General features: G+C 64.1%; 17 protein-coding genes. 9 read left to right on the top strand and 8 right to left on the bottom strand.

The annotated features are described in order from the left end of the window. Positions 1 to 18: 18 nt before the first annotated feature. Positions 19 to 1,065: a helix-turn-helix transcriptional regulator gene (locus tag F3N42_RS00295; RefSeq protein WP_150862375.1), complete on the bottom strand. Its 1,047-nt coding sequence runs from the start codon at positions 1,063 to 1,065 to the stop codon at positions 19 to 21. Positions 1,066 to 1,201: 136 nt separating this feature from the next. On the opposite strand from F3N42_RS00295, the gene F3N42_RS00290 reads away from it, so the two are divergent. The 4 genes from F3N42_RS00290 to F3N42_RS00275 all read left to right on the top strand — a co-directional run bounded on the left by F3N42_RS00290 (position 1,202) and on the right by F3N42_RS00275 (position 7,122). Then, complete coding sequence (locus F3N42_RS00290; protein ID WP_191621129.1) at positions 1,202 to 3,112, top strand: serine hydrolase domain-containing protein; 1,911 nt, start codon at positions 1,202 to 1,204, stop codon at positions 3,110 to 3,112. 15 nt (positions 3,113 to 3,127) lie between these two features. Then, the gene (dgcA, locus tag F3N42_RS00285; RefSeq protein WP_150862373.1) at positions 3,128 to 4,102 is read left to right on the top strand and encodes an N-acetyl-D-Glu racemase DgcA; all 975 of its coding nucleotides are present in this window, start codon (positions 3,128 to 3,130) and stop codon (positions 4,100 to 4,102) included. Between the two features lie 4 nt (positions 4,103 to 4,106). Further along, the gene (locus tag F3N42_RS00280) at positions 4,107 to 5,141 is read left to right on the top strand and encodes a DUF1611 domain-containing protein (RefSeq protein WP_224784599.1); all 1,035 of its coding nucleotides are present in this window, start codon (positions 4,107 to 4,109) and stop codon (positions 5,139 to 5,141) included. 508 nt (positions 5,142 to 5,649) lie between these two features. Continuing rightward, a complete protein-coding gene (locus F3N42_RS00275) occupies positions 5,650 to 7,122 on the top strand; it encodes an MBL fold metallo-hydrolase (protein ID WP_191621128.1) in 1,473 nt (490 codons plus the stop codon). A gap of 20 nt (positions 7,123 to 7,142) precedes the next feature. On the opposite strand, the gene F3N42_RS00270 is transcribed toward F3N42_RS00275, so the two are convergent. Continuing rightward, positions 7,143 to 9,416, bottom strand: coding sequence for a carbohydrate-binding family V/XII (locus F3N42_RS00270; RefSeq protein ID WP_150862371.1), 2,274 nt, complete (start codon positions 9,414 to 9,416; stop codon positions 7,143 to 7,145). Between the two features lie 117 nt (positions 9,417 to 9,533). Here F3N42_RS00270 and F3N42_RS00265 point away from each other — a divergent pair, with 117 nt between their 5' ends. Together F3N42_RS00265 and F3N42_RS00260 are read left to right on the top strand one after the other, a co-directional pair. Beyond that, a complete protein-coding gene (locus tag F3N42_RS00265; protein ID WP_224784598.1) occupies positions 9,534 to 10,742 on the top strand; it encodes a BamA/TamA family outer membrane protein in 1,209 nt (402 codons plus the stop codon). A 17-nt stretch (positions 10,743 to 10,759) separates the two neighbouring features. Further along, a complete protein-coding gene (locus tag F3N42_RS00260) occupies positions 10,760 to 11,437 on the top strand; it encodes a DUF3313 family protein (RefSeq protein WP_150862370.1) in 678 nt (225 codons plus the stop codon). 75 nt (positions 11,438 to 11,512) lie between these two features. On the opposite strand, the gene F3N42_RS00255 is transcribed toward F3N42_RS00260, so the two are convergent. From F3N42_RS00255 to F3N42_RS00245, 3 genes are all read right to left on the bottom strand, one after another. Next, entirely contained in the window at positions 11,513 to 12,076 is a 564-nt protein-coding gene (locus tag F3N42_RS00255; protein ID WP_150862369.1) for a DUF4136 domain-containing protein, read from the bottom strand. 26 nt (positions 12,077 to 12,102) lie between these two features. Continuing rightward, positions 12,103 to 13,104 carry an HAD family hydrolase gene (locus tag F3N42_RS00250; protein ID WP_150862368.1) on the bottom strand — a complete coding sequence of 334 codons (1,002 nt, stop codon included), beginning with the start codon at positions 13,102 to 13,104 and terminating at the stop codon, positions 12,103 to 12,105. A 132-nt stretch (positions 13,105 to 13,236) separates the two neighbouring features. Next, positions 13,237 to 14,121 carry a transporter gene (locus F3N42_RS00245; protein ID WP_224784597.1) on the bottom strand — a complete coding sequence of 295 codons (885 nt, stop codon included), beginning with the start codon at positions 14,119 to 14,121 and terminating at the stop codon, positions 13,237 to 13,239. Positions 14,122 to 14,210: 89 nt separating this feature from the next. On the opposite strand from F3N42_RS00245, the gene F3N42_RS00240 reads away from it, so the two are divergent. From F3N42_RS00240 to F3N42_RS00230, 3 genes are read left to right on the top strand one after another with little or no spacing between them, the layout of a single operon-like run. Further along, the gene (locus tag F3N42_RS00240; protein WP_150862583.1) at positions 14,211 to 14,504 is read left to right on the top strand and encodes an AbrB/MazE/SpoVT family DNA-binding domain-containing protein; all 294 of its coding nucleotides are present in this window, start codon (positions 14,211 to 14,213) and stop codon (positions 14,502 to 14,504) included. Continuing rightward, the gene (locus F3N42_RS00235; protein ID WP_150862367.1) at positions 14,482 to 14,976 is read left to right on the top strand and encodes a PIN domain-containing protein; all 495 of its coding nucleotides are present in this window, start codon (positions 14,482 to 14,484) and stop codon (positions 14,974 to 14,976) included. The genes F3N42_RS00240 and F3N42_RS00235 overlap by 23 nt, the downstream gene beginning before the upstream one ends. Before the next feature lie 30 nt (positions 14,977 to 15,006). Beyond that, positions 15,007 to 15,606 carry an HdeD family acid-resistance protein gene (locus F3N42_RS00230; protein WP_150862366.1) on the top strand — a complete coding sequence of 200 codons (600 nt, stop codon included), beginning with the start codon at positions 15,007 to 15,009 and terminating at the stop codon, positions 15,604 to 15,606. Between the two features lie 60 nt (positions 15,607 to 15,666). Here F3N42_RS00230 and F3N42_RS00225 read toward each other — a convergent pair whose 3' ends face one another. The 3 genes from F3N42_RS00225 to F3N42_RS00215 are packed head-to-tail and all read right to left on the bottom strand — an operon-like array spanning position 15,667 to position 19,454. After that, entirely contained in the window at positions 15,667 to 16,674 is a 1,008-nt protein-coding gene (locus tag F3N42_RS00225; RefSeq protein ID WP_150862365.1) for a HupE/UreJ family protein, read from the bottom strand. Next, positions 16,671 to 17,498, bottom strand: a complete 828-nt coding sequence (locus tag F3N42_RS00220; RefSeq protein WP_150862364.1) for a peptidyl-prolyl cis-trans isomerase — start codon at positions 17,496 to 17,498, stop codon at positions 16,671 to 16,673. Before F3N42_RS00220 ends, F3N42_RS00225 begins: the two co-directional genes overlap by 4 nt. Before the next feature lie 27 nt (positions 17,499 to 17,525). Continuing rightward, positions 17,526 to 19,454 carry a DUF3604 domain-containing protein gene (locus F3N42_RS00215; RefSeq protein WP_150862363.1) on the bottom strand — a complete coding sequence of 643 codons (1,929 nt, stop codon included), beginning with the start codon at positions 19,452 to 19,454 and terminating at the stop codon, positions 17,526 to 17,528. Positions 19,455 to 19,595: the final 141 nt, after the last annotated feature.

The following is a 19,595-nucleotide window of genomic DNA, read 5'->3' as shown; positions in this document are numbered from 1 at the left end:
GACAATTTAATATGCAGTTCAGACGCGCCTGCGTGACAGCCTCCAGGCTCTCGGCGTACAGCCACTGAGGCGCCGGAAGGCCCGGGTGAACGCGGAATGATCCTGGTACCCAACGATGTCGGCGATCTCGGAAATGGAATGACTGTTCTCATTCAACAAAAGTCGGGCGGCCTCGATCCGCCGCTCGATGGTGTACTGGCCAACCGTCGTGCCGTGCATTGACTTGAACCCACTCTTCAGCTGCGTCCCGGAAATACCAAGGTGCCGCGCCAGTTGCGGCAGTGATGGCGGATTCGCGTACTCGCGATCGAGTATGGTCCGGGCCCGGCGGATAATGTCACCGCGAGGCACGTCGGCGTCCTGCTGACCGGTGTCCAGCCAGGCATGGTCGTTCTTCAGGATTTGAAGGCCTATGGTCAGCAGCTCATTGAATTTCGCGTTCATCCAGTGATTGAGCAGGTGACCGGAAACGGGTTGGTGGAAAAAGGGCCATGTCAGTTCCCGATGAACATCCTCGAGAAAAAGCACGCGCTGGCGCGGCGCTGTATGACGAAGCTCGAGAATCTCCCGCAACCAGACCGGGTAATCGAGGGCACACTCTCCCATGCGTTCCATCAGGTTTGACAGCGTGGTGTACACCACGACATGGCGGATCGTTTCATTGGTTCGGGGAACACGATAGGTGTACTCGGGCCGCGGGATCGCGGACACGATGACCGCCGGACCCAGGTCGTGGACATTTTTGCGTTCGCCCAGGAATTCGGCCCGTTTTACCGAGGACACGAACTGAAAACTGATCAGGTCATCAACTTCATTACGAATGACGACGGGTGTTCTCAGGAACGAATCGTTGACCTCCAGAAGACCCCCAGCGTCAATCCTGTAACTGTAGGAGCGACCCAGCCGGGCCTGCTGCAGTTCCTTGACAAAGCTGCCATCCGCCGCCGAGTGAAACCGGGAAATGCAGCGCGCACCTTCAAAGAGCGCGCCCAGTTCGGCGGGTGATGCCGCTTCGGGGTCAAAGCCGGGGGGCAGGTTCGCGGCGTACTCGTCGTCATATCGCATAGGGCGCAGTGTACCGCCCTTTGTCCAATATGCATATTTTACTGTCTTTTTCGCCTACCAAACTCGATAGGCGGGCGGGTAACATCGCCGGACACCCCCGGATATGCCGGATAAACGCACAACGAGGACGGGTCCCATGACATTTTTCTCCCGCATTGCCGCCGCCGCGCTGGCCGCACTGGTCGGCACCGCCGCATTCGCCGCACCCACGATGGACGACCCGGTCGCCCTGGAAGCGTTCGTCGACGGCGTGGTCGAGCCGCTGATGAAGAACAACAACAGCCCGTCCGGCGTGGTCGCCATTGCCAAGGACGGTGAGCTGATCTTCGCCAAGGGCTACGGCTACCAGGACATCGACAGCGGCAAGGCGGTCGACCCCTACACCACGCTGTTCCGCCCCGGTTCCGTGTCCAAGCTGTTCACCTGGGTGTCGGTCATGCAGCTGGTGGAACAGGGCAAGCTCGACCTCGACACCGACGTCAATGAATATCTCGACAGCGTCGAGATTCCCGATACCTTCGATGAGCCCATCACCCTGCGCCACATCATGACCCACACGGCCGGCTTCGAAGACGGCGCCCTGGGCTACCTGATCATCGACGACCCCGAACGCGCGGTGCCGCTGAAGGAGGCCATGTCGAAGTACCGCCAGGAGCGCGTCAATCCGCCGGGCAAGCAGACGGCCTACTCGAACTACGCCACCGCACTGGCCGGCCTGATCGTCGCCAATGTCTCCGGTGAATCCTTCGAAGATTACGTGCACAACCATATTTTCGAGCCGCTGGGCATGAGCAACGCGACGTTTGAAGAGCCGCTGCCCGCGGAACTCGCGGACAAGATGGCCACCAGCTACGCGTTCGAAAACGGCGACTATGTCGAAAAGCCTTTTGAAATCGTCGCCAGTTTCGGCCCCGCCGGCGGCCAGTCCGCCAGCGCCACCGACATGGTCCGGTTCGCGCAGGCGATCCTGAATGGCGGTGAGCTCGATGGCCAGCGGATCCTCTCCGAGGCCACCGTGCGCGAGCAACTGTCCGACCAGTTCAGCCATGACGAACGCCTGATGGGCATGGGCCTGGGCTTCTACGCCACCGACCTGGAAGGCCACCGGGTCATGGGTCACGGCGGCGACACGCAGTGGTTCCATTCCTACCTGGGCATCGACGCCGAGAACGGCCTGGCGTTCTTCGTGTCCTTTGCGGCCACCGGCGGCCGCATTCCGCGCTCGTCACTGACGCCGGCGCTCTACGCCGAGTACTTCCCGCGCCAGGACGCCATGCCCGAGCCGCCGGCGGACTTCGCCACGCGCGCCGGGCGCTACGCCGGCGATTACGGTTTCTGGCGCAGCAACTTCTCCAAGATCGAAAAATCACTGGGCCTGAGCGGCGGCGTCAAGGTCTACCCGGTCGACAATGAACTGGTGGTCGCATTCTCCGGCAAGGCCAAGCGCTACGTCGAGATCGAAGAGAACCTGTTCCGCGAATCCAACCCGGGGGCGTCGATGGTGCCCGGTATCAGCCCGCGCCAGATTGCCTTCCAGGAAGACGGTGCCGGCAACATCACCGGTTTTGTCATGGACGGCCTGCCGTTCATGTCGCTGCGTCGCCTGGCCACGTACGAGACCGCCGGATTCAACTTCATGCTGCTGGGCCTGTCGCTGCTGGTGTTCGCACTGGTGCTGTTGAAACGCTTCTACCAGCGTGAGCGCATCCGCAAGCTGCCCGCCGCCGACCGCTCGGCCATCCGCGCCGCGACCTGGTGCGCGGCGGCCAACTGGATTGTCGTCATCGCCGGCGTCGTGACGATTTCCGCGGTTCAGGACCGCCTGTTCAGCGAAGTACCCGGCCTGTTCAAGGCCTGGCTGGTGCTGCCCATCCTGGCGGCCGTCGCCGGCGCCTGGCTGCTGGTCAAGCTGTTCGCGGTTTGGCGCGGCAGCCTGCTGGAAGGTGCCTGGGCCCGGATTCGCTACCTGGGCGTTACCCTGTGCGGGCTGTTCATGATCTGGTTCTACTGGTTCTGGAACATCCTGGGCTTCCAGTACCTGGCCTGACGGAGCACAACGGCAATGCGCGAGATCAAATTCCACACGGAAACGTGGAACCTGAAGCAGCCCTTCATCATCACCGGGCATGTCTTCACCAGCGTCGACACGCTGGTGGTGACCCTCACCGAGGGTGAGCACAGCGGCCGTGGCGAGGGCGCCGGCGTCTACTACATGGACGACGACGTCGCGCACATGCTGGCGCAGGCGGAGTCCGTGTCCGACGCGCTGCGCCAGGGTGCCGGCCGCCAGGAACTGCTCGACCTCCTGCCCGCCGGCGGTGCGCGCAACGCGATCGACTGCGCGCTCTGGGACCTGGAAGCCAAGCAACGCGGCCAGCGCGCCTGGGCCCTGGCCGATGTCCACCCGGGCGCGACCACCACGTTCGAAACGGTGGGCATCGACACTCCAGAGAAAATGGCCGAACAGGCCGCCGCGCTCGCCAGCCCCCGGATCAAGGTGAAGCTGAACGGCGAACTGCCGCTGGAGCGGATCTCCGCCGTGCGCGCCGCACGCCCGGACGCCGAGATCATCGTCGACGTGAACCAGGGCTGGACGTTTGCACAACTGCAGGACCTGGCGCCCCGCTTCCGCGACCTGGGCGTGGCCATGATCGAGCAGCCCCTGCCCCGTGGCGGCGACGCCGAGCTCGAAGGTTATTCACCGCCGGTGCCGCTGGGCGCCGACGAATCCTGCCTGCATACCGGCGAGTTCGAGGCCGCCGCGCGCCGCTACCAGGTCATCAACATCAAGCTCGACAAGGCCGGCGGCCTGACCGAGGGCCTGCGGCTGGCGGACATGGCCATTGATCGTGGCCTGGAGGTCATGGTTGGCAACATGGTCGGGACATCCCTGGCCATGGCGCCCGGCTACGTGCTGGCGCAGATGTGCCGTTTTGTCGACCTGGATGGCGCGCTGTTCCTGGAACGCGACCGCGACCCGGGCATGAGCTACCACCAGGGCCGCGTCGACGCGCCGCCTACCGAGTTGTGGGGGTAGCCACGTGACCACGCTGACCCGCGTCCAGCTGAAACCGCCGTACCTGCTGCTGATCGGCGCGGAGAGCGATGCCACCTACGCCAAGACCGCGCTGGGCATTGTCCAGTGGTGCCCGGAAAAGGTCATGGGCCAGTTGCGCTTCGACGGCGCCGACGTCGACCTGGGCGTGCCCGACATGTCGGTGGCGGAAGCCGCGGCACAGGGCTGCGGCAGCCTGGTCATCGGCGTGGCGCCGGTGGGCGGCACCGTACCCGACAGCTGGTGGGCGATCATCACCGAGGCGGCCCGCGCCGGCCTCGACATCGTCAGCGGCCTGCATATCCGCCTGGCCGACCGCGATGGCCTGGCCGACATTGCCCGCAACGCCCACGCCCGCCTGGTCGACGTCCGCGTACCGCCGAAAGGCCTGCCGGTAGGTAACGGCAAACCCCGCACCGGCAAACGCATTCTCACGGTCGCCGCGGATTGCGCCATCGGCAAGAAATACACCGCCCTGGCGCTACACCGTGCCCTGCAGGACCTGGGCGCCGATTCCACCTATCGCGCCACCGGCCAGACCGGCATCATGATTGCCGGCGAGGGCCTGCCCATCGACGCCGTGGTCGCCGATTTCATCTCCGGTGCCGCCGAGGTGCTGTCACCGGCGGCCGACCCGGCCCATATTGATGTCATCGAAGGCCAGGGCTCCATTTTTCACCCCGGCTATTCCGGTGTCGCACTGGGCCTGATGCATGGCTCGCAGCCCGACGGCTTCGTGGTCTGCCACGACCCGCTGCGTGCCGTGGTTTCCGGCTGGCCGCATTACCGGCTGCCGCCGCTGGAAGAAGTGATCGAGACGCACCTGGCGCTCGGCCGGCGCACCAACCCGGCGATCCGCTGCCTGGGGATTGCCGTCAACACCTCCGGACTGCCCGCCGACGCGCGCCAGCCCCACCTGGAGCAACTCGCAGCCGAGACCGGCCTGCCCTGCATCGACCCCGTCGCCATCGGCGCCGAAGCCATCGCGCGCAACGCCATCGGGCAATTTCTGACGGAATGATTAAGTTCCGCTAAACCCGGAACTCCACCCCCGCTTTTCCATCTAATCCCCCGTAGCAACAGAGTCAGGATCACGACCCCGGTGCGGCCCCTCCCGCGCCCTCTCTCTGGATCTCTCCACGTGGTCCCTGTCAGTCGGCACCGAACGCCGGCTGTTACTGGCCCCGGGTTCCCCTTCCCGGGGCTTTTTTTGTGACGCGTGACGCGTGACGCGTGACGCGAAGGCCACAGGCCGCCTGCAAGCCAACATCAAAAGCCAAACCGAGCCCTATCTGCAACGCCGACGTCTCGGTCCTGCGCGACCTGGCCAAACGCGCCGCGTTACGCGTCACGCGTCACGCGTCACCCCAACTCGCTTCGTCGCAGTCGTCGCACTTTTATGGCCGCCTGGCGCGGCGGAAAGCGCATTCAACGAATCACCGCAGACAGGCGATGTGGGGATGCGCATGCTGGGCGCGCGGAACTGTTCGAGCGAACACGTTCCGGCCGATTCACAAAGAGGAGCGCCCATGAAACGCATTCACCGCACTGCCCTGTCCCTTGCCGCTGCTGCCGCCATGCCGATGGCCGGCACCGTACTGGCCGAAGAAACCCTGCCGTTGAAGTCCGTCAACAAGGCGGGCGAGATCATCGACGCGGCCATCGCGGCCTACGGTGGCGAGGAGACCATTGAGAACCTGAAGACCGTGGCGCGCCAGAGCACCTTTACCACCTGGGCCACGAACCAAAGCCGCAAACCGGGCCCGCCATGGGACGAGGGCGCGCAGTCCACGCTGCAGGCCATTGACCTGGAGAACGGCGTGTATGCCAGCCGCCAGGCCGGCGATGCCGGTGGCTTCGAGTTCGATACCACCGTGGTGATCGATGGTGAAGAGGGCTGGAACGTCGACTACCGGGCCGGCACGGTCACCGACAACCCCAACGCCGACTTCAATACCGCGTCCGGCCCGTTCGTGCGGGTCACCGCGCCGTTGCTGGTCCGGCAACTGATGGAACGCCGCCAGACCTCGCACTGGCTGGGCGAGGCCGATGTCGACGGTCGCCCGCACGACATCATTACGCTGGTCATGGAAGTCGGGCCGGGCCTGGCGCTGTATTTCGACCGGGAAACGCACCTGCTGAGCCGTTCCGAGCGTGTGTTACCGCCGTTCGGCCAGGTCGATTACCGCTTCCTGGACTACACCACCATCGACGGCATTCCGTTCGCCAGCACCTTCAAGCTGCTGGTCAACGACCAGCCGAACATCACCATTGACTACAGCTCAACACAGGTGAACCAGCCGATCGCGCAGTTCGCCGCCCTGCCCGATGACTTCGAGCGTGTCGAAGGCGCCGCGCAGCCCACGGAAATGGTGCTGGAGGAGTTCGAGGAAGGGGTCTTCCTGGCCGGGGCCAACGGCACCTACGCCATGTTCGTCGAGATGGATGACCACGTGGTCGCCGTCGGCGCAACGGCCGGCATCGCCGACCGCATCGAGGCGCTGCGCGAAGCCGGCGTCGACAAGCCCATCCGCCATGCCGTCCTCACCCATCACCACAACGACCACCTGGTGGGCGTGAAGGACTACGAGGCCGAAGGCGCGACGCTGTACACCGTGGCCGAAAACGAGTCCGTGGTGCGCGACAACGCGGAAGACGGTGACACCCTGGACCTGGTTTTCGTCGAGGACCGCCTGGTGTTTGAGAGCGGCGACCGGCGCGTGGAAATCATCGACCTGGGCCCCACCCCGCATGTCGAACACCTGCTGGTGGCCTGGCTGCCGGAAGAGGGCGTGATGTTTGAAGCCGACCACTTCCCCAACCCGCCCAACGGCCGCATGGTGCCGGCGAATTCAAACACCCGCGCGCTGGCTGCCGCGATTGAGCGCGAGCAACTGGATGTCCGCTATATCGTCGGCGCGCACAGCCCGCGCGTCGCGCCCATCGCCGACCTGCACACGGCGCTGGGCCTGACATCCAGGGTCAAGACCGCCGGGCTCTGACCGAACCGGTCGCCGCCCGGTCAGCGGCGGCGACCACCAAAATTCCCGCCGCGCGGCATCGGCCGTGAACGCTCCATGCTGCGGCCACGCTGGCGCGCCGAGTAGTCGCGGTTCAGGTCGCGGGTATTGAGGTTGTAGCTGCCGCTGGCCCGGTTCGCCGCGGAACGGTTCTGGGCCGCCTGCGTGGCCCGTTCCTGGGCCTGGCGGGCGCTGTTCTGCGCCTGCTGGCGCTGCTCCGGCGTGGCCTGGGCGGCACGGTCGCGGGCCTGCTGGCCGGCATTGGCCACCTGGTCACGGGTGTCCGGGCTGACGCGGTCGGCGGCGTCTTTCCACTGGCCGTCTTCGCGCACCTGCCACTGATCGCCATTCGGCCGGGTGACCGCGCCGCTGCGGTCGGCGTAGACATTGTTCAGCTTGCCCTGCGCCGGTCGCGCGTTCTGCAGGTCACGCCGCACCACCGCCGGGTCGGCCTTGCGGGCGCGGTTCTCGGGGCGGTTGTAGAGGTTGTTCTGCTTCGACAGGTTGTTCAGGCGCGTGTCGTTGCCGATACGGTTGCTGATATTGGTGCGGTTACCAATGTTGATGTTGTTGCCGATATTGATATCACCGGTGTTGATGATGACGTTACCGCCGCCGTGGTAACCGCCGTGGTAGCCACCGCCATACCAGCCGCCACAGCAGCCCCAGGGCCGGTACGGGCCGGGATAACCGCCGCCCCAGCTCATGCCGAAGTTGAAGAACCCGTTCGACCAGCTGAGCCCGAATGACCAGCCGGTCCACGGGTTGTAGCCGACGTTGAAGCCCCAGGTCGGCGGGCGCGGGTAGTAGGCGCCGCCCCAGTACGGCGGGTAGTACCAGCCGGTGCCGTAAACCGGCACGCCGTAGTACGGGAACGACCACATGTAGCCCGGCGTGTAGCCCACGTACACCACTTCCGGCGTGGAGTCGTACACGTGCACGTAGGTGGTGTTGTACACCGGCGAGGACGGCGGAATCTCGGCAATCTTGTCATCGGGGATGCTGTCGGCTACCACCCACGGCCCGGTGGCTTCGGCCGAGGTGTACCAGACGCCGTTGTCGACCGCGTAGTAGCGCTTGTCGATTTCCAGCACCTGGGCGCCGGTGTTGACCGCGTAGGCCACGTCGGTGCCCTTGATCTTCTCGAACTTCGGCTTGCCGTCGTAGGTCACCGTCAGCGAGGCGTCGCTGCGCTTGATCGCGGCGGTCTGCGGGATGGCCTGGTCGCGCATGGCGTCCTCGGCCTCCGGCGTGCCCGCCACCGAGGTGCGCAGGCCGCCGATGTCGGAGGCCGGTGGAATGTCCTGGAAGCCGGCGGGCAGCTCGTCGGCCGGCACGAAGGTCCACGGGCCGTCCTCGGCTTTCGAGCGGTACCAGCGCCCGGACAGCATCAGGTACATATTGCCGCTGGCCAGGTCACGCAGCCAGGCGGTCTCGGTGTTTTTCACGTACAGCACCTGGCCGTTGGGCAGCGATTCCCAGTCCGGCGCGCCGGCGGTCACCACCAGCTCGGTGGGTTCGGTGGCGGTAACGATTTCCGGCGGCGAGGCCGGCTTCGGGTCATCGCCGGACGGCTTCGGCACCATCGACACCAGGTCAGATGGCGGGTTGCTGTCTGGTGTCCACGGGCCCAGCGGGTCGCGGGCGGCGTACCAGAAGTCGCCGCTGGTCAGGAAGTAGTCGTCGGAGCGCTTCTTGTGGATGACTGCGAACGGCGCGTTCAGGGCGCGCTCGTAGGGGCTGTTGTCGATATCGGAAAAGCGCGGCTTGCCATCGTAGGGCAGCAGCACCGCCAGGTCCTGGCGGAAAACGATTTTCGGCGGGTCGTTTTTCAGGTTCTGCAGGCTCTTCGCCTCGGTCTCGGCCGCCGCCAGGCTGGCGGTCAGCCGCTCCATCGAGATCTCGAACCCGGCCTGCGGCATCGCGCCCTCAACCACGGTGGTGAAGCGTTGTTCCTCGGCATCTTTCGAGTCCGGCCACTGTACATGGTCGACCACTAGGTCACGGATGATGGCGGTGTCGCTGTCACGATCGGTGTCCAGGCGTGCGGTGAACCACATCGCGCCAAAGATCGGGTCGCCACCGCTGGCGAGGTCAATCGAAAACGCCGCGCGGCTCTTCAGCGTATTGCCTTCCAGCGATTCCGGCTGCGGCTGGTAGACGGTAATCGTGCCCTCGCTGGCGGTGATGTCCTGCGGCCAGGTCATGGCCAGCGCCGGCAGCGACGGCAGTAGCAGGGCCAGGGTCAGCAGGACGGTATTGAATCTGTTTTTCATGGTTCACTCCCCCCGTTGAGTGGTTCCAGTATAGTCGCAGACCGCCCGCTGATGACCAGCGCCGGCAGCGCGCAAACTGTTACATTAGTGCATCACACGGATGACTTTTCGAAGACCATGGCAAAACAGAAAGCCATTTCCGGCGCGGTAACCGTCACGCTGGCGTTAGGCCTGGGCGCCGGCATGGCCAGCCCGGCCCGCGCCGACTTCAGCGACATGTTCATCGACCCCGAAGACGGCATGCTGGATGCGAGCCAGTACCTGGTCGACCACACCCTGGGCTTCCTGCCGGTGCCGTCCATCATCACCGAGCCGGCGGTGGGCTTCGGCCTGGGCATGATGGGCCTGTTCTTCCATGAATCAAAAGCCCAGCGCGAGCAGCGCGAGGCCCACCCGGAAGCCATTTCCCAGGCCGTTTTGCCGTCCGATATTTCCATACTGGGCGGCGCCGCGACCACCAATGGCACCTGGGGCGTGGGCGGCGGCCATATCGGATTCTGGAAAGAAGACACCATTCGCTACAAGGTCTTTGGCGGCTACAGCTCGCTGAACCTGGATTTTTACTCGCTGGGCGGCCGCGACCTGCCGGAGGCGGTGGAACTGAACATCACCGGACCCGCCATTGTGCAGAACCTGGCTTTCCGCCTGGGCGACTCCAACCTGTTCCTGGGCGCCAACCAGATGTACCGGCGCGTGGAGACCTCGTACGAAGGCGGCGGCGTGATCCCCGTGCCGCCCGAGTTCCTGGATTACATCCGCGAGCATTTCGACTTCGACACCACCACTTCCGGCATCGGCCTGAACGCCGAGTACGACTCGGTGGACAACAAGTTCAATCCCGGCACCGGCTACAACTGGAGCGCCAAGTGGACCTGGTTTAACGACGCCATCGGCAGCAATGTCGACTACTCCGCCTACAAGCTGACGGCGCTGAACTACTGGGCGCTGTCGGAGAAGTTCAACCTGGGGTTCCGGGTGCAATACGACGGCGTCAGCGCCGACGACGATGCCCGCCTGCCCACCTACGTGCCACCATTTATCGACCTGCGCGGCATTCCCAAGAGCCGCTACCAGGGCACCGCCGTGGCCGTGGCCGAGGTGCAACTGGGCTGGAAGCTGGACCACCGCTGGACGCTCATTGGCTTTACCGGTGCGGGCCGCGCCGCGCAGTCGTTCGGCGACCTGTCGGATGCCTCCACCGAGGCCACCTACGGCACCGGTTTTCGCTACCTGATCGCCAAGCGCTTCGGCTTTGCCATGGGCGCCGATATTGCCCGCGGGCCCGAAGAAACTGCGTTTTACATCCAGGCCGGCTCGACCTGGTAAACACTGGAGAACCTGTTATGCACACCACACGCACCCGCCTGATCGCGACAACCGCGCTGACCCTGGCCGGCCTGCTGGCCGCCTGCGCCACAACCGACCCGTACCCGTCCACCGACGCCAACGGCCTGACCCGCCAGGCCAGCAAGGATTTCGACGCGCTGTACCTGGCGGCCGACGCCAACGCGGGTCAATACAAGCAAATCAAGCTGACCGTACCGTCAGTGGAATTCCGGCCGCACTGGCAGCGTGACCAGAACGCCAGCCGCTCGGTCAGCACCGACCGGGTCACCGACGAAGTTGTCGAAGAGGTGCGCAAGGGCGCCGCGGAATCGCTGCTGATCGAGTTCGGCCGCCAATTCGAACGCGCCGGCTACACGCTCACCGATGACGCCGGCCCCGATGTGTTGCAACTGGAACCCGCCATCGTCGACCTGGACGTGGCGGCGCCGGATACCTCGCGCTATTCCTCCAGCGTGTCCACCACGTACACCAAGTCGAAAGGCAAGGCCACGCTGGACCTGAAAATGGTCGACTCGACCACCGGCAAGGTCATCGGCCATGTCATCGACGAGAAGGAAGACACCGATTCCGGCATGTTCTGGATGGCCAACAGCGTCAGCAACCGCGCCGAGGCCAACCGCGCCATGCGCGACTGGGCTGACGATATCGTCGCGGTGCTGAAAGCCGGGAACTGAGGCCGGGCTGGCACTGGCATAAAAAAACCGTGGGGCGCGATGCCCCACGGTTGTTGGTCTTACAGCAGCGCGCTGTTACTGCGCTGGTGGCAACTCGGCAAATACCGCGTTGACGTGGTCACGAATCTGCTGCTCGTTCCACTTGCTGGCATCGTTGCTGCGCATCTTGGTGACGCCTTCCCAGATCATCGCTTTCTGCACCGGGTCAACAAGGTCGACCATCAGCGTGCCTTCATCGTACTGGTCCACCATGTCCGGGTAGCCGTAACCGGCCCAGCCGCCGTAGAGGCCGGCGCGGTAGCCCCAGGGCCCGTAGGCGATAGGCGGGCCGAAGGTATCAATATCGGTTTTCTGCTGCACCTTCACGTTAAAGTTGACCAGCATCTTCGGGTTGTCCTCGGTGTAGGTGTAGCCCTTGCCCTGTAACGCGGCACGGGTCGCGCCCGTGAGCGAGTTGGACAGGAACGAGGTGTAACCGGCCCGGTCGGTGCCCAGCGGCGAGACGAATCCGAAGGTGTTGTACTCGGCCAGGTTGGTGTTGGGCGCCGTCTGCGTGTCGACACTGGGCGTGCTGGCACAGGCGCTGAGCAGGCTTGCCAGTGCCACGGCGGCCAGCATTTTCATCGTTGCGTAGTTCATTGCATAGCCTCCTTGAAACGTGGTTTTCAGTCAGGGTAGACCAGCTTCCAGTCGTTCTTCATGTCCACAACCAGCCAGCCATTCTCCGGCGCCAACTTGGCGGCTTCCTTGAACTCACCAATGTGCGAAGGCGTGTCGTAGGCGAACTCGCGATCAGCGTCGGTGTGGTGAACAAACAGGCCGAAACGCGGTGTCGTATCTTCCGGGCCACGAGGCATGGTGGTGTATTGCACCATCTGCAGGTCGCCATCGGAGTTGCCGCCTGCGAACAGGGGACGACGGCCGATATGGCGGTAGATACCCGCCGGCTTGCCGGCCTTGTCGTCGACGAACAGGCCTTTGCCTTCCTTGATAATGGTCGGCACCCCATCGCGCATTTCGAACCTCGCGTCGATTGAGGAACCAACGACCTGCTCCGGCGGAATGCCATACACGCGCTCGGCGAACACGCGCATGAAATCGATGCCGCCGCCGGAGACGATAAATGTCTTGAAGCCGCTTTCGCGCAGGTACTCCAGCAACTCGAGCATGGGCTGGAACACCATTTCGTCATAGCGCTTGCCGGTGGTCGGATGTCGGGCGGTATCCAGCCAGTTGTTCACCGAAGCGGCGAACTCATCGGCAGTGACATCGGTGTGCGATGCACCCATCACCTTGGCCAGGCCGGCCATACCGGTCTTCATCAGGCCTTCCATGTCGCCCGCAATGGCGCTCTTGAACGGCTCTGTCGTTGCCCATTCCGGGTGGTCGGCGGCTTTCGCCTTGACCTGGTCCAGCGCGAAAATCACCTGGAAGTACAGCGGTTGTTCGCTCCACAAGGTGCCGTCGTTGTCGAACGTGGCGATGCGCTCATACACCGGCACGAAATCCGGTGAGCCCTCATCGGTCACGCGTTCAACGAACTCGATAATCGCGGTCTTGGCATCGCCGTCATTCCACGACGGCAGCGGATCGCCCTGGGCCGGGGCGGAGAAGGCCAGCAAAGCGCTGGCCAACAACAAGGTAAAGCCCATCAAGTGATTGCGCATAAATCCCCCCAGGGTTCAGGCGTTGTGGGGTACCCCGCGGGTACCCCTGAAGACAAGCTTACTATCAAACCCGAAATCCCGACGGCCTCCTGTTTACAGTGCCTGCAGCACTGGAAGCGTGGGTTTTCTTACTTAATGCCCCGTCGGGAACAGCAAAATAAACACCGCCCGCAGGCCCAGTCCCTCAGGGCCGCCATCAGTGTGTTCGACGTAATAACGCGGACCGAAATTGAACTGCACGGTCTGGCTGCCCAGGCGGAAGACTTTCCCCGTGATTAACCCGACAGGCACGCTCCACTGCTCGCTTTCCCAGTCATAGGTGGCCTCAGCCACGGCCGTGAAGGACCAGGCGGACGGCGTGGTGTAGGTGAAGAACGGCTGCAGGAAGGTCGAGTTGACGTCGGCCCGGTCACTGTCGCCGGCCACCGACCAGATGTGGTTGGCCAGGCCGCCGAAGGTGAACGGCCCTTGCTGTTTGAGCGCGACGCCGGTTGGGCCGACGCCCCACTTATCGGTGCCGAGCAACTCGTCGGTGGCGGTCGGCAGCAGAAACGCGGGGCCCGCACCCCAGATCCAGCCATTCGACGTCGGCGCCTTGGGCGAGAACCACAGGCTCTGCACCGTATCGCCAAGGCCGAACTGGCTGCCTGCACCGGGAAAAATATCGTCCTGGCTGACCACCGGCAAGATGGTGCGGGTGATCAGGTTCCAGTCGTCGCTGATGTCGAAAGGAATCACCGGCTGAACATTCAGGGTCAGGCGTTCGCCCGCATCCGCCGCGCCGATGTTCTGGTCCCAGTTCAACTGGAACGGCACCGAGATCAGTGACGATATGGGGTTGGCCAGCTGCTTGGCCAGCTCCTCGTTACTTTGCTGGGCCTTCGCGCTGCTAGCCATCGACAGCAGGAAACCGGACAAAACCAGCGCCAGCGTATTACGTTGTGTGTTCATCATCCCCCCAAGGATTTGACCGATCGGAACCAGCGATTCCGGTTCCGATCTCGAGTTCCCAAGCATAGCCGATTGGCCCGACCAGTCCCATGCCCGTGAACGGATTTATTCAGGAACGCTTGAAACAAGGATTTTTTCCTTGCTATAGTAAGGATATGTCCAAAATCACCAGCAAACTCCAGGTCACGATCCCCAAGCGGCTCGCCGAAGCGTATGGCATCACACCTGGCGATGAGGTCGAGTTCAGGGCGGCAGGCGATATCATTCACCTGGTTCCGGCGGGACAGCGCCAGGCTGTGCGCCTTAGCCTTGCTGAGCGCAAGCGTGCTTTTGCCGCCGCCACCGCGCGCCAACGTGAAAGAGAAAAGCGCATGACCCTTCCGAAGGAACCGCCCGCGGACCGGGGCTGGACGCGCGAGGAACTCTATGACCGTGACAAGGCTCGTTGACACCAACATCCTGGTTTACCGGTTCGACCCCCGCGACCCGTTCAAGCAGCATGTTGCGGAACGCATTCTTGAAAAAGGGCTGAATGCCGGCGACCTGGTGTTACCCCACCAAGCCATCATTGAATTTGTCGCGGCGATCACTCGCCCTCGACCCGACCTCGGCGGGCAGCCGTTGTTGAGCTACGCTGATGCGCTGCAGGAGGCCGAAAACCTTTTGGATCTGTTCTCGGTGCGCTACCCCGACGAGTCAATACTACGCACCGCCATGCGGGGCATGGCCGCGTACCGTTTGTCATGGTTCGATGCCCACTTGTGGGCCTACGCAGAAATGTCCGGCGCCGGAGAGATTCTTTCTGAAGATTTTGAGCATGGCCGCCGCTATGGCACCGTCCGCGTCGTCGACCCATTCCTGGTGGCCGCGAACAGCGTTCATGAACTGCCGCCGCTCTACGCCGACACCACTGGCGTATGATGGCAGCAGGTTCAACGAGGGAGTACGATCATGCAAGATGAAATGACCCCCAACGCGCCCACCCTGGGCGACGTCAGGCAGTTCTGCAAACGCACCTGGTGGATGTTCCTGATCAGCGGCATCGCCGCACTGGTGTTCGGCATCCTGGCCTTCGCCAAGCCGGGTGTTGCGTTCCTGGTACTGAGTATCTGGTTCGCAATTTTTCTGCTGGTCGACGGCGTTTCCAACCTCGCCGGTGCGCTGTCGCACCGCGACAAGGACGGCTGGGTTCTGGCCGCGGTGATGGGTGTGCTGGGCATTCTCATCGGCGGCTACCTGCTGCTGGTGCCGCCGGTGTCGATGGTGGCCTTTGTCTACACCGTCGCCTTTTTCGCCATGGTCGTCGGTATCACGCTGGTGTCGCTGGGCTGGAAAATTCGCAAGGAAACCACGCGTGAGTGGGTGCTTTATCTCAACGGCATCCTGTCGATCATCTTCAGCCTGCTGTTGTTCTTCCGCGTGGAGATCGGCGGACTGACGCTGGTCTACATCATCGCCTTCTGGGCCGTGGTCATCGGCCTGCTGCGCATCGTCTTCGCGCTGAAGGCGCGCAGCCTGGTGCGTGATGTGAAGGACGCGGTGGGTGGCTGATCCGTCAGCGGCTGGTTAAAGCGAAACGGGGCCTGCAACGGCCCCGTTTTTTGTTCGGGCTCAGTAAGGGTTCCAGAAACTGGCCACCCGTTCGATGACCCAGAATGCGGCCACTGAGCCGATCGCGTAGGACGTTGCCACGGTGGCCCAGCGCATCGGCCGCTTCACCGCCGCCTGGAACAGGCGTCGCAGTGACAGGATGACGGCCACGAACAACAGCTGGCCGGCTTCCACGCCCAGGTTGAAGGTCAACAACGCCAGCGGAATGGCCGCCTGCGGCAGACCCACTTCTTCCAGCGCGCCGGCAAAGCCGAAGCCGTGCAGCAGGCCGAAGCTGAACGCCACCACCCACGGCATCCGGGCGGTCAGCCCAGGGCGGCCGTTCAGGCCGTGCAGCACTTCGCTGGCCACGAACACGATACTCAGCGCGATGATGGCCTCCACCGGCGGGCCCGGCACTGAGACCCAACCCAGCGTGGCGATGGCCAGGGTAATGCTGTGCGCCACCGTGAACGCCGTGACCGTGGCGATGATCGCCTTCACACCGCGCACCACCAGCAGCAATGCCAGTACGAACAGGAGATGGTCGATACCACCGAGGATGTGCTCCACGCCGAGCACGAAATACGACCACGCCACCTGCCCGGCGCCGGCCGGTTCGTTAATGGTGAAGAGCGGCTGTTCCATTTCCAGCGCGTCCACCTGGCTGCTGCCGTCCAGGCGTTCAATGCGGGCGATCACCTGGGTGACACCCAGCGCGCGGCCCTCGATGACTATGGTCTTGCCTTCCAGCCCGCCCGGCACGCGAATTTCCTGGCGCTCCACCAGTGCGCCATCCACCGGTGTACCCACCGGCGGGGAGACAACCTCGGCGCCTTCGGGAAACACAGGGTAGGCCGACAGGCGCCGCTGACCTGGCGCGGTGGGCACTTTCCACAACACCGCGTAGTGCTCCGGCGCCAGTTCACGCAGCTCCAGGTAGGCGGGCCGGAACACGTCGGCCTGTGCCGGCGCAATCCAGACCAGCAGACCCACCAGGATCAACAGCAGGTGCCGAAACCGGGTCATGGTGCGCTTACAGGCAACTGCACCGTGTACTTCTGTCGCAGCGCGTCGACGAACGCGTCTTCCGCCTGTTCGCGGCGCGCCGTCATCAGGTCGCGCTGCACCGCCTGGCGCACCTCGTCCAGGGTCACCGCCCGCGACGGCGTCACCTGTTCGACGAAGACCAGGTGGGTACCGAAGGCGGACTCGACCGGGCCCACCCATTCACCGGTGGCCTGCGCCTGCAGCGTGGCGACGAAACCGTCGCCGAACATGGCGTCCACGCGCGATGCGCCGGCGGCATCCATGCGCTGTGGCAACAGCGACGGATCACCCAGCGCTTCGGCGACGGTACCGTCCTCCAGGGCCGCCAGGGCCTGCTCGATGGCATCCGCGCGGGCCGCGCCATCACCCTGGAAATACACCTGGCGGAAAGTGAGGGCAGGCTCGGCCCGGTATTGTTCGGGGCGCTCGTCCAGCCAGGCTTGCAGCTCCGCCTCGGTGGGTGTTTCGTTCACCGCACCCTCGGCGATAAAGGTCATTTTCTGCGCCACGCGACGGCGGAATACCGGGTCATTCTGGTCCAGCCCCATGGCCACGCCTTCCCGGTAAAGGATTTCGTCGCGCACCCACTTGTCGACCAGGCCGTCCATCTCCGCGGCCGTGGGTGGCCGCATCCACACGCGTTCAAACTGCATGGCCAACAGCGACACGCGGTCGTCATCGACAACGATGACGTCTTCGGCCACCGTCTCGCCCCGGTTCACCCAGCCGAAAAGCACAAACAGCAGCGCGCCGATCAGGAAAAAATGCAGCAGGGGCTCACGCAGCCAGCGCCGATCACTCATGGTCAGGAAACTCCCAGGGCCAAATGCTCAGGGCGTGTACCAGATCGGCGAACTGAAGGCACGCTCCTGGTGGGTCAGAGGCACGTCCGGTCCGGGTTCCGCGCCCAGGTTGACCTTGTCATAGAGGGTCCAGCGCGGCGTCGGGATTTCCAGCACGCGCACGTAGTACGCCGCCTTCTGCGCCGGGTCGAAGTCCGGGTCCGTCCAAGCGGTGGTGAACGATGCGCTGCCGATGCTGTTGGTGTACTCCGCGGTGTCCAGGTTCACGGTGCTGCCCACCGGCGGCAGTTTGCCGTCGGCGCCGGGCTGGCGGTCACCGGACCAGGCCAGTTCGTAGACCTGCTCATGCTGGCCGCCATCCGCGTCCACCCAGGTCTTGATCATCTGCACCCGGTCGAGGTTGGCGCCCTGCGGGTCTTTCATCGCCTGCACCAGGAACACCGGTGCCTGGTCGCCGCCCGTTCCGGCAAGGTCGCCGCCCATCGGCACGCCACCGGCATAGGCATTGGCCACCACGTCGCCCTGCAGGTCGCTTTCGTCCAGGTCGAAGCCGCCGAACAGGCGCACGCTCATGCGCGGACCGGTGGTGGCAAACGTTTCGCGGCGGTACATGGCGTCCCAGATGGCCTCGCGGGTGTTCTCGGTGGCCCATACACCCATGACGCCGGACGCGGCCATTTCCCAGCCCATGTACTCGTCGGTTGGGCCGCTCAGCAGTGGGAAATTCCAGCGTTCCAGGTTACTGGGCTCCAGGGTCTTGAACTTGCCAAAGAAACTGTCCTCCTCGGTGGAGGAAAGGCCGGTGTGGGTGTCGGTGCCGGCGTTGGCGCCGTACTTGAACGGGTTGGTGCCCAGCTGCGCTTCCAGGCGCATCCCCGACTTCAGCGATTCACGCCAGTATTCGTACTTGAACGAACCGTCCGGCTTGGGTGCCAGGATCAGGTTTCCGCGGTCCCACAGGTCCCAGCTTGCGAACTCGTCATTGGGCGCCAGCGCGGGGTGTTGCTCGCTCTGGCCCTTGATCTGCGTGACTTCGTAAAGGCGCTCGTACTTCTGCCGTTGCTCGGCCCATTCCGATGTCATCGGTGAGCCGTCGAACCGGCTTTCCTCGAACATCCGGCCGTTGGACATGTTGCCGTTGTGGGGGATGGCGTGAACGCGGTCGCCGGTCTTGGCCTCGTAGTTGGCCATCCACTCCCAGAGCTTTTCCGGGTCCTCGGTTTCGAAGGTCGTCAGCGGCAGAATCTGCAGCGCCTGGTCGCCGGTGCCCTTGAAGATAACGTTGCGGTGCAGGTTGTCGCCGCCGTTGGCGTTCACGGTCCATTCGTAGGCGATGAAGGTGGTGAACGTGCCCGGTTCGTAGAAATCCTCGGCCGCTTTCACGGTCTTCTCCCAGGCCGACACCATCCACTTGGGGTCCATGAGTTGCGACGGTAGCTTGCCGGTGGACTGCGCCACGATCAGTTCGCTCTTGGCTTTCGCCGCCTGCGCTTCGTCACCGGAATTCAATGCGTCGTACCAGCCCTTGAGCATCGGGTCGGCCAGCATTTCCGGGTTACCGGCGATGATCTCGTTGATCGTGCCCATGCCATCGGAATGGTCGGTCACCATGAACCAGTCGTAGGGCCGGGACAGTTTCGCCGGCAGGCCGGTGTTCGATTTGACTTCCTGGCCCAGCGCGTAGCGGTAGGCGTCGACCGGGCCGGTGATGGCACCGTCCATGCCCGCATCGGCGGACCAGCCGGTGTGCACGTGGGTGTCGCCGAACCAGGCCGTCCGGGGCAGCGGCGTTTCTGCGGGTTCGGCCGGCGATGCCGGTGGCGTGACCTCGGTCACCGGCTCGGCGTCCGGCGGCGGTGACTGTGTGGCCTGGGTGGATGAACCCTCATCTCGCTGGCAGGCGGACAGCGCCATGATGACCAACGCACCCAGTGAGGTAACCTTTGAATGACGCATCGTACCCCCCCCCAATCGTGACCGGAACAATCCTCATCCAAGTGTAGCAAGTCCACGGTGAACGTTCTGGCCACCGTCATTCCGAGCCCCTTATACCTGGCATCATGACCTCCAACACATGGGGCCCTTCCGCCGTATGTG

Source organism: Marinihelvus fidelis, from assembly GCF_008725655.1.
GTDB classification, from domain to species: domain Bacteria; phylum Pseudomonadota; class Gammaproteobacteria; order Xanthomonadales; family SZUA-36; genus Marinihelvus; species Marinihelvus fidelis.
Note: the sequence above shows the minus strand (reverse complement) of the source record. Positions and strands in the feature narration are given on the sequence as shown.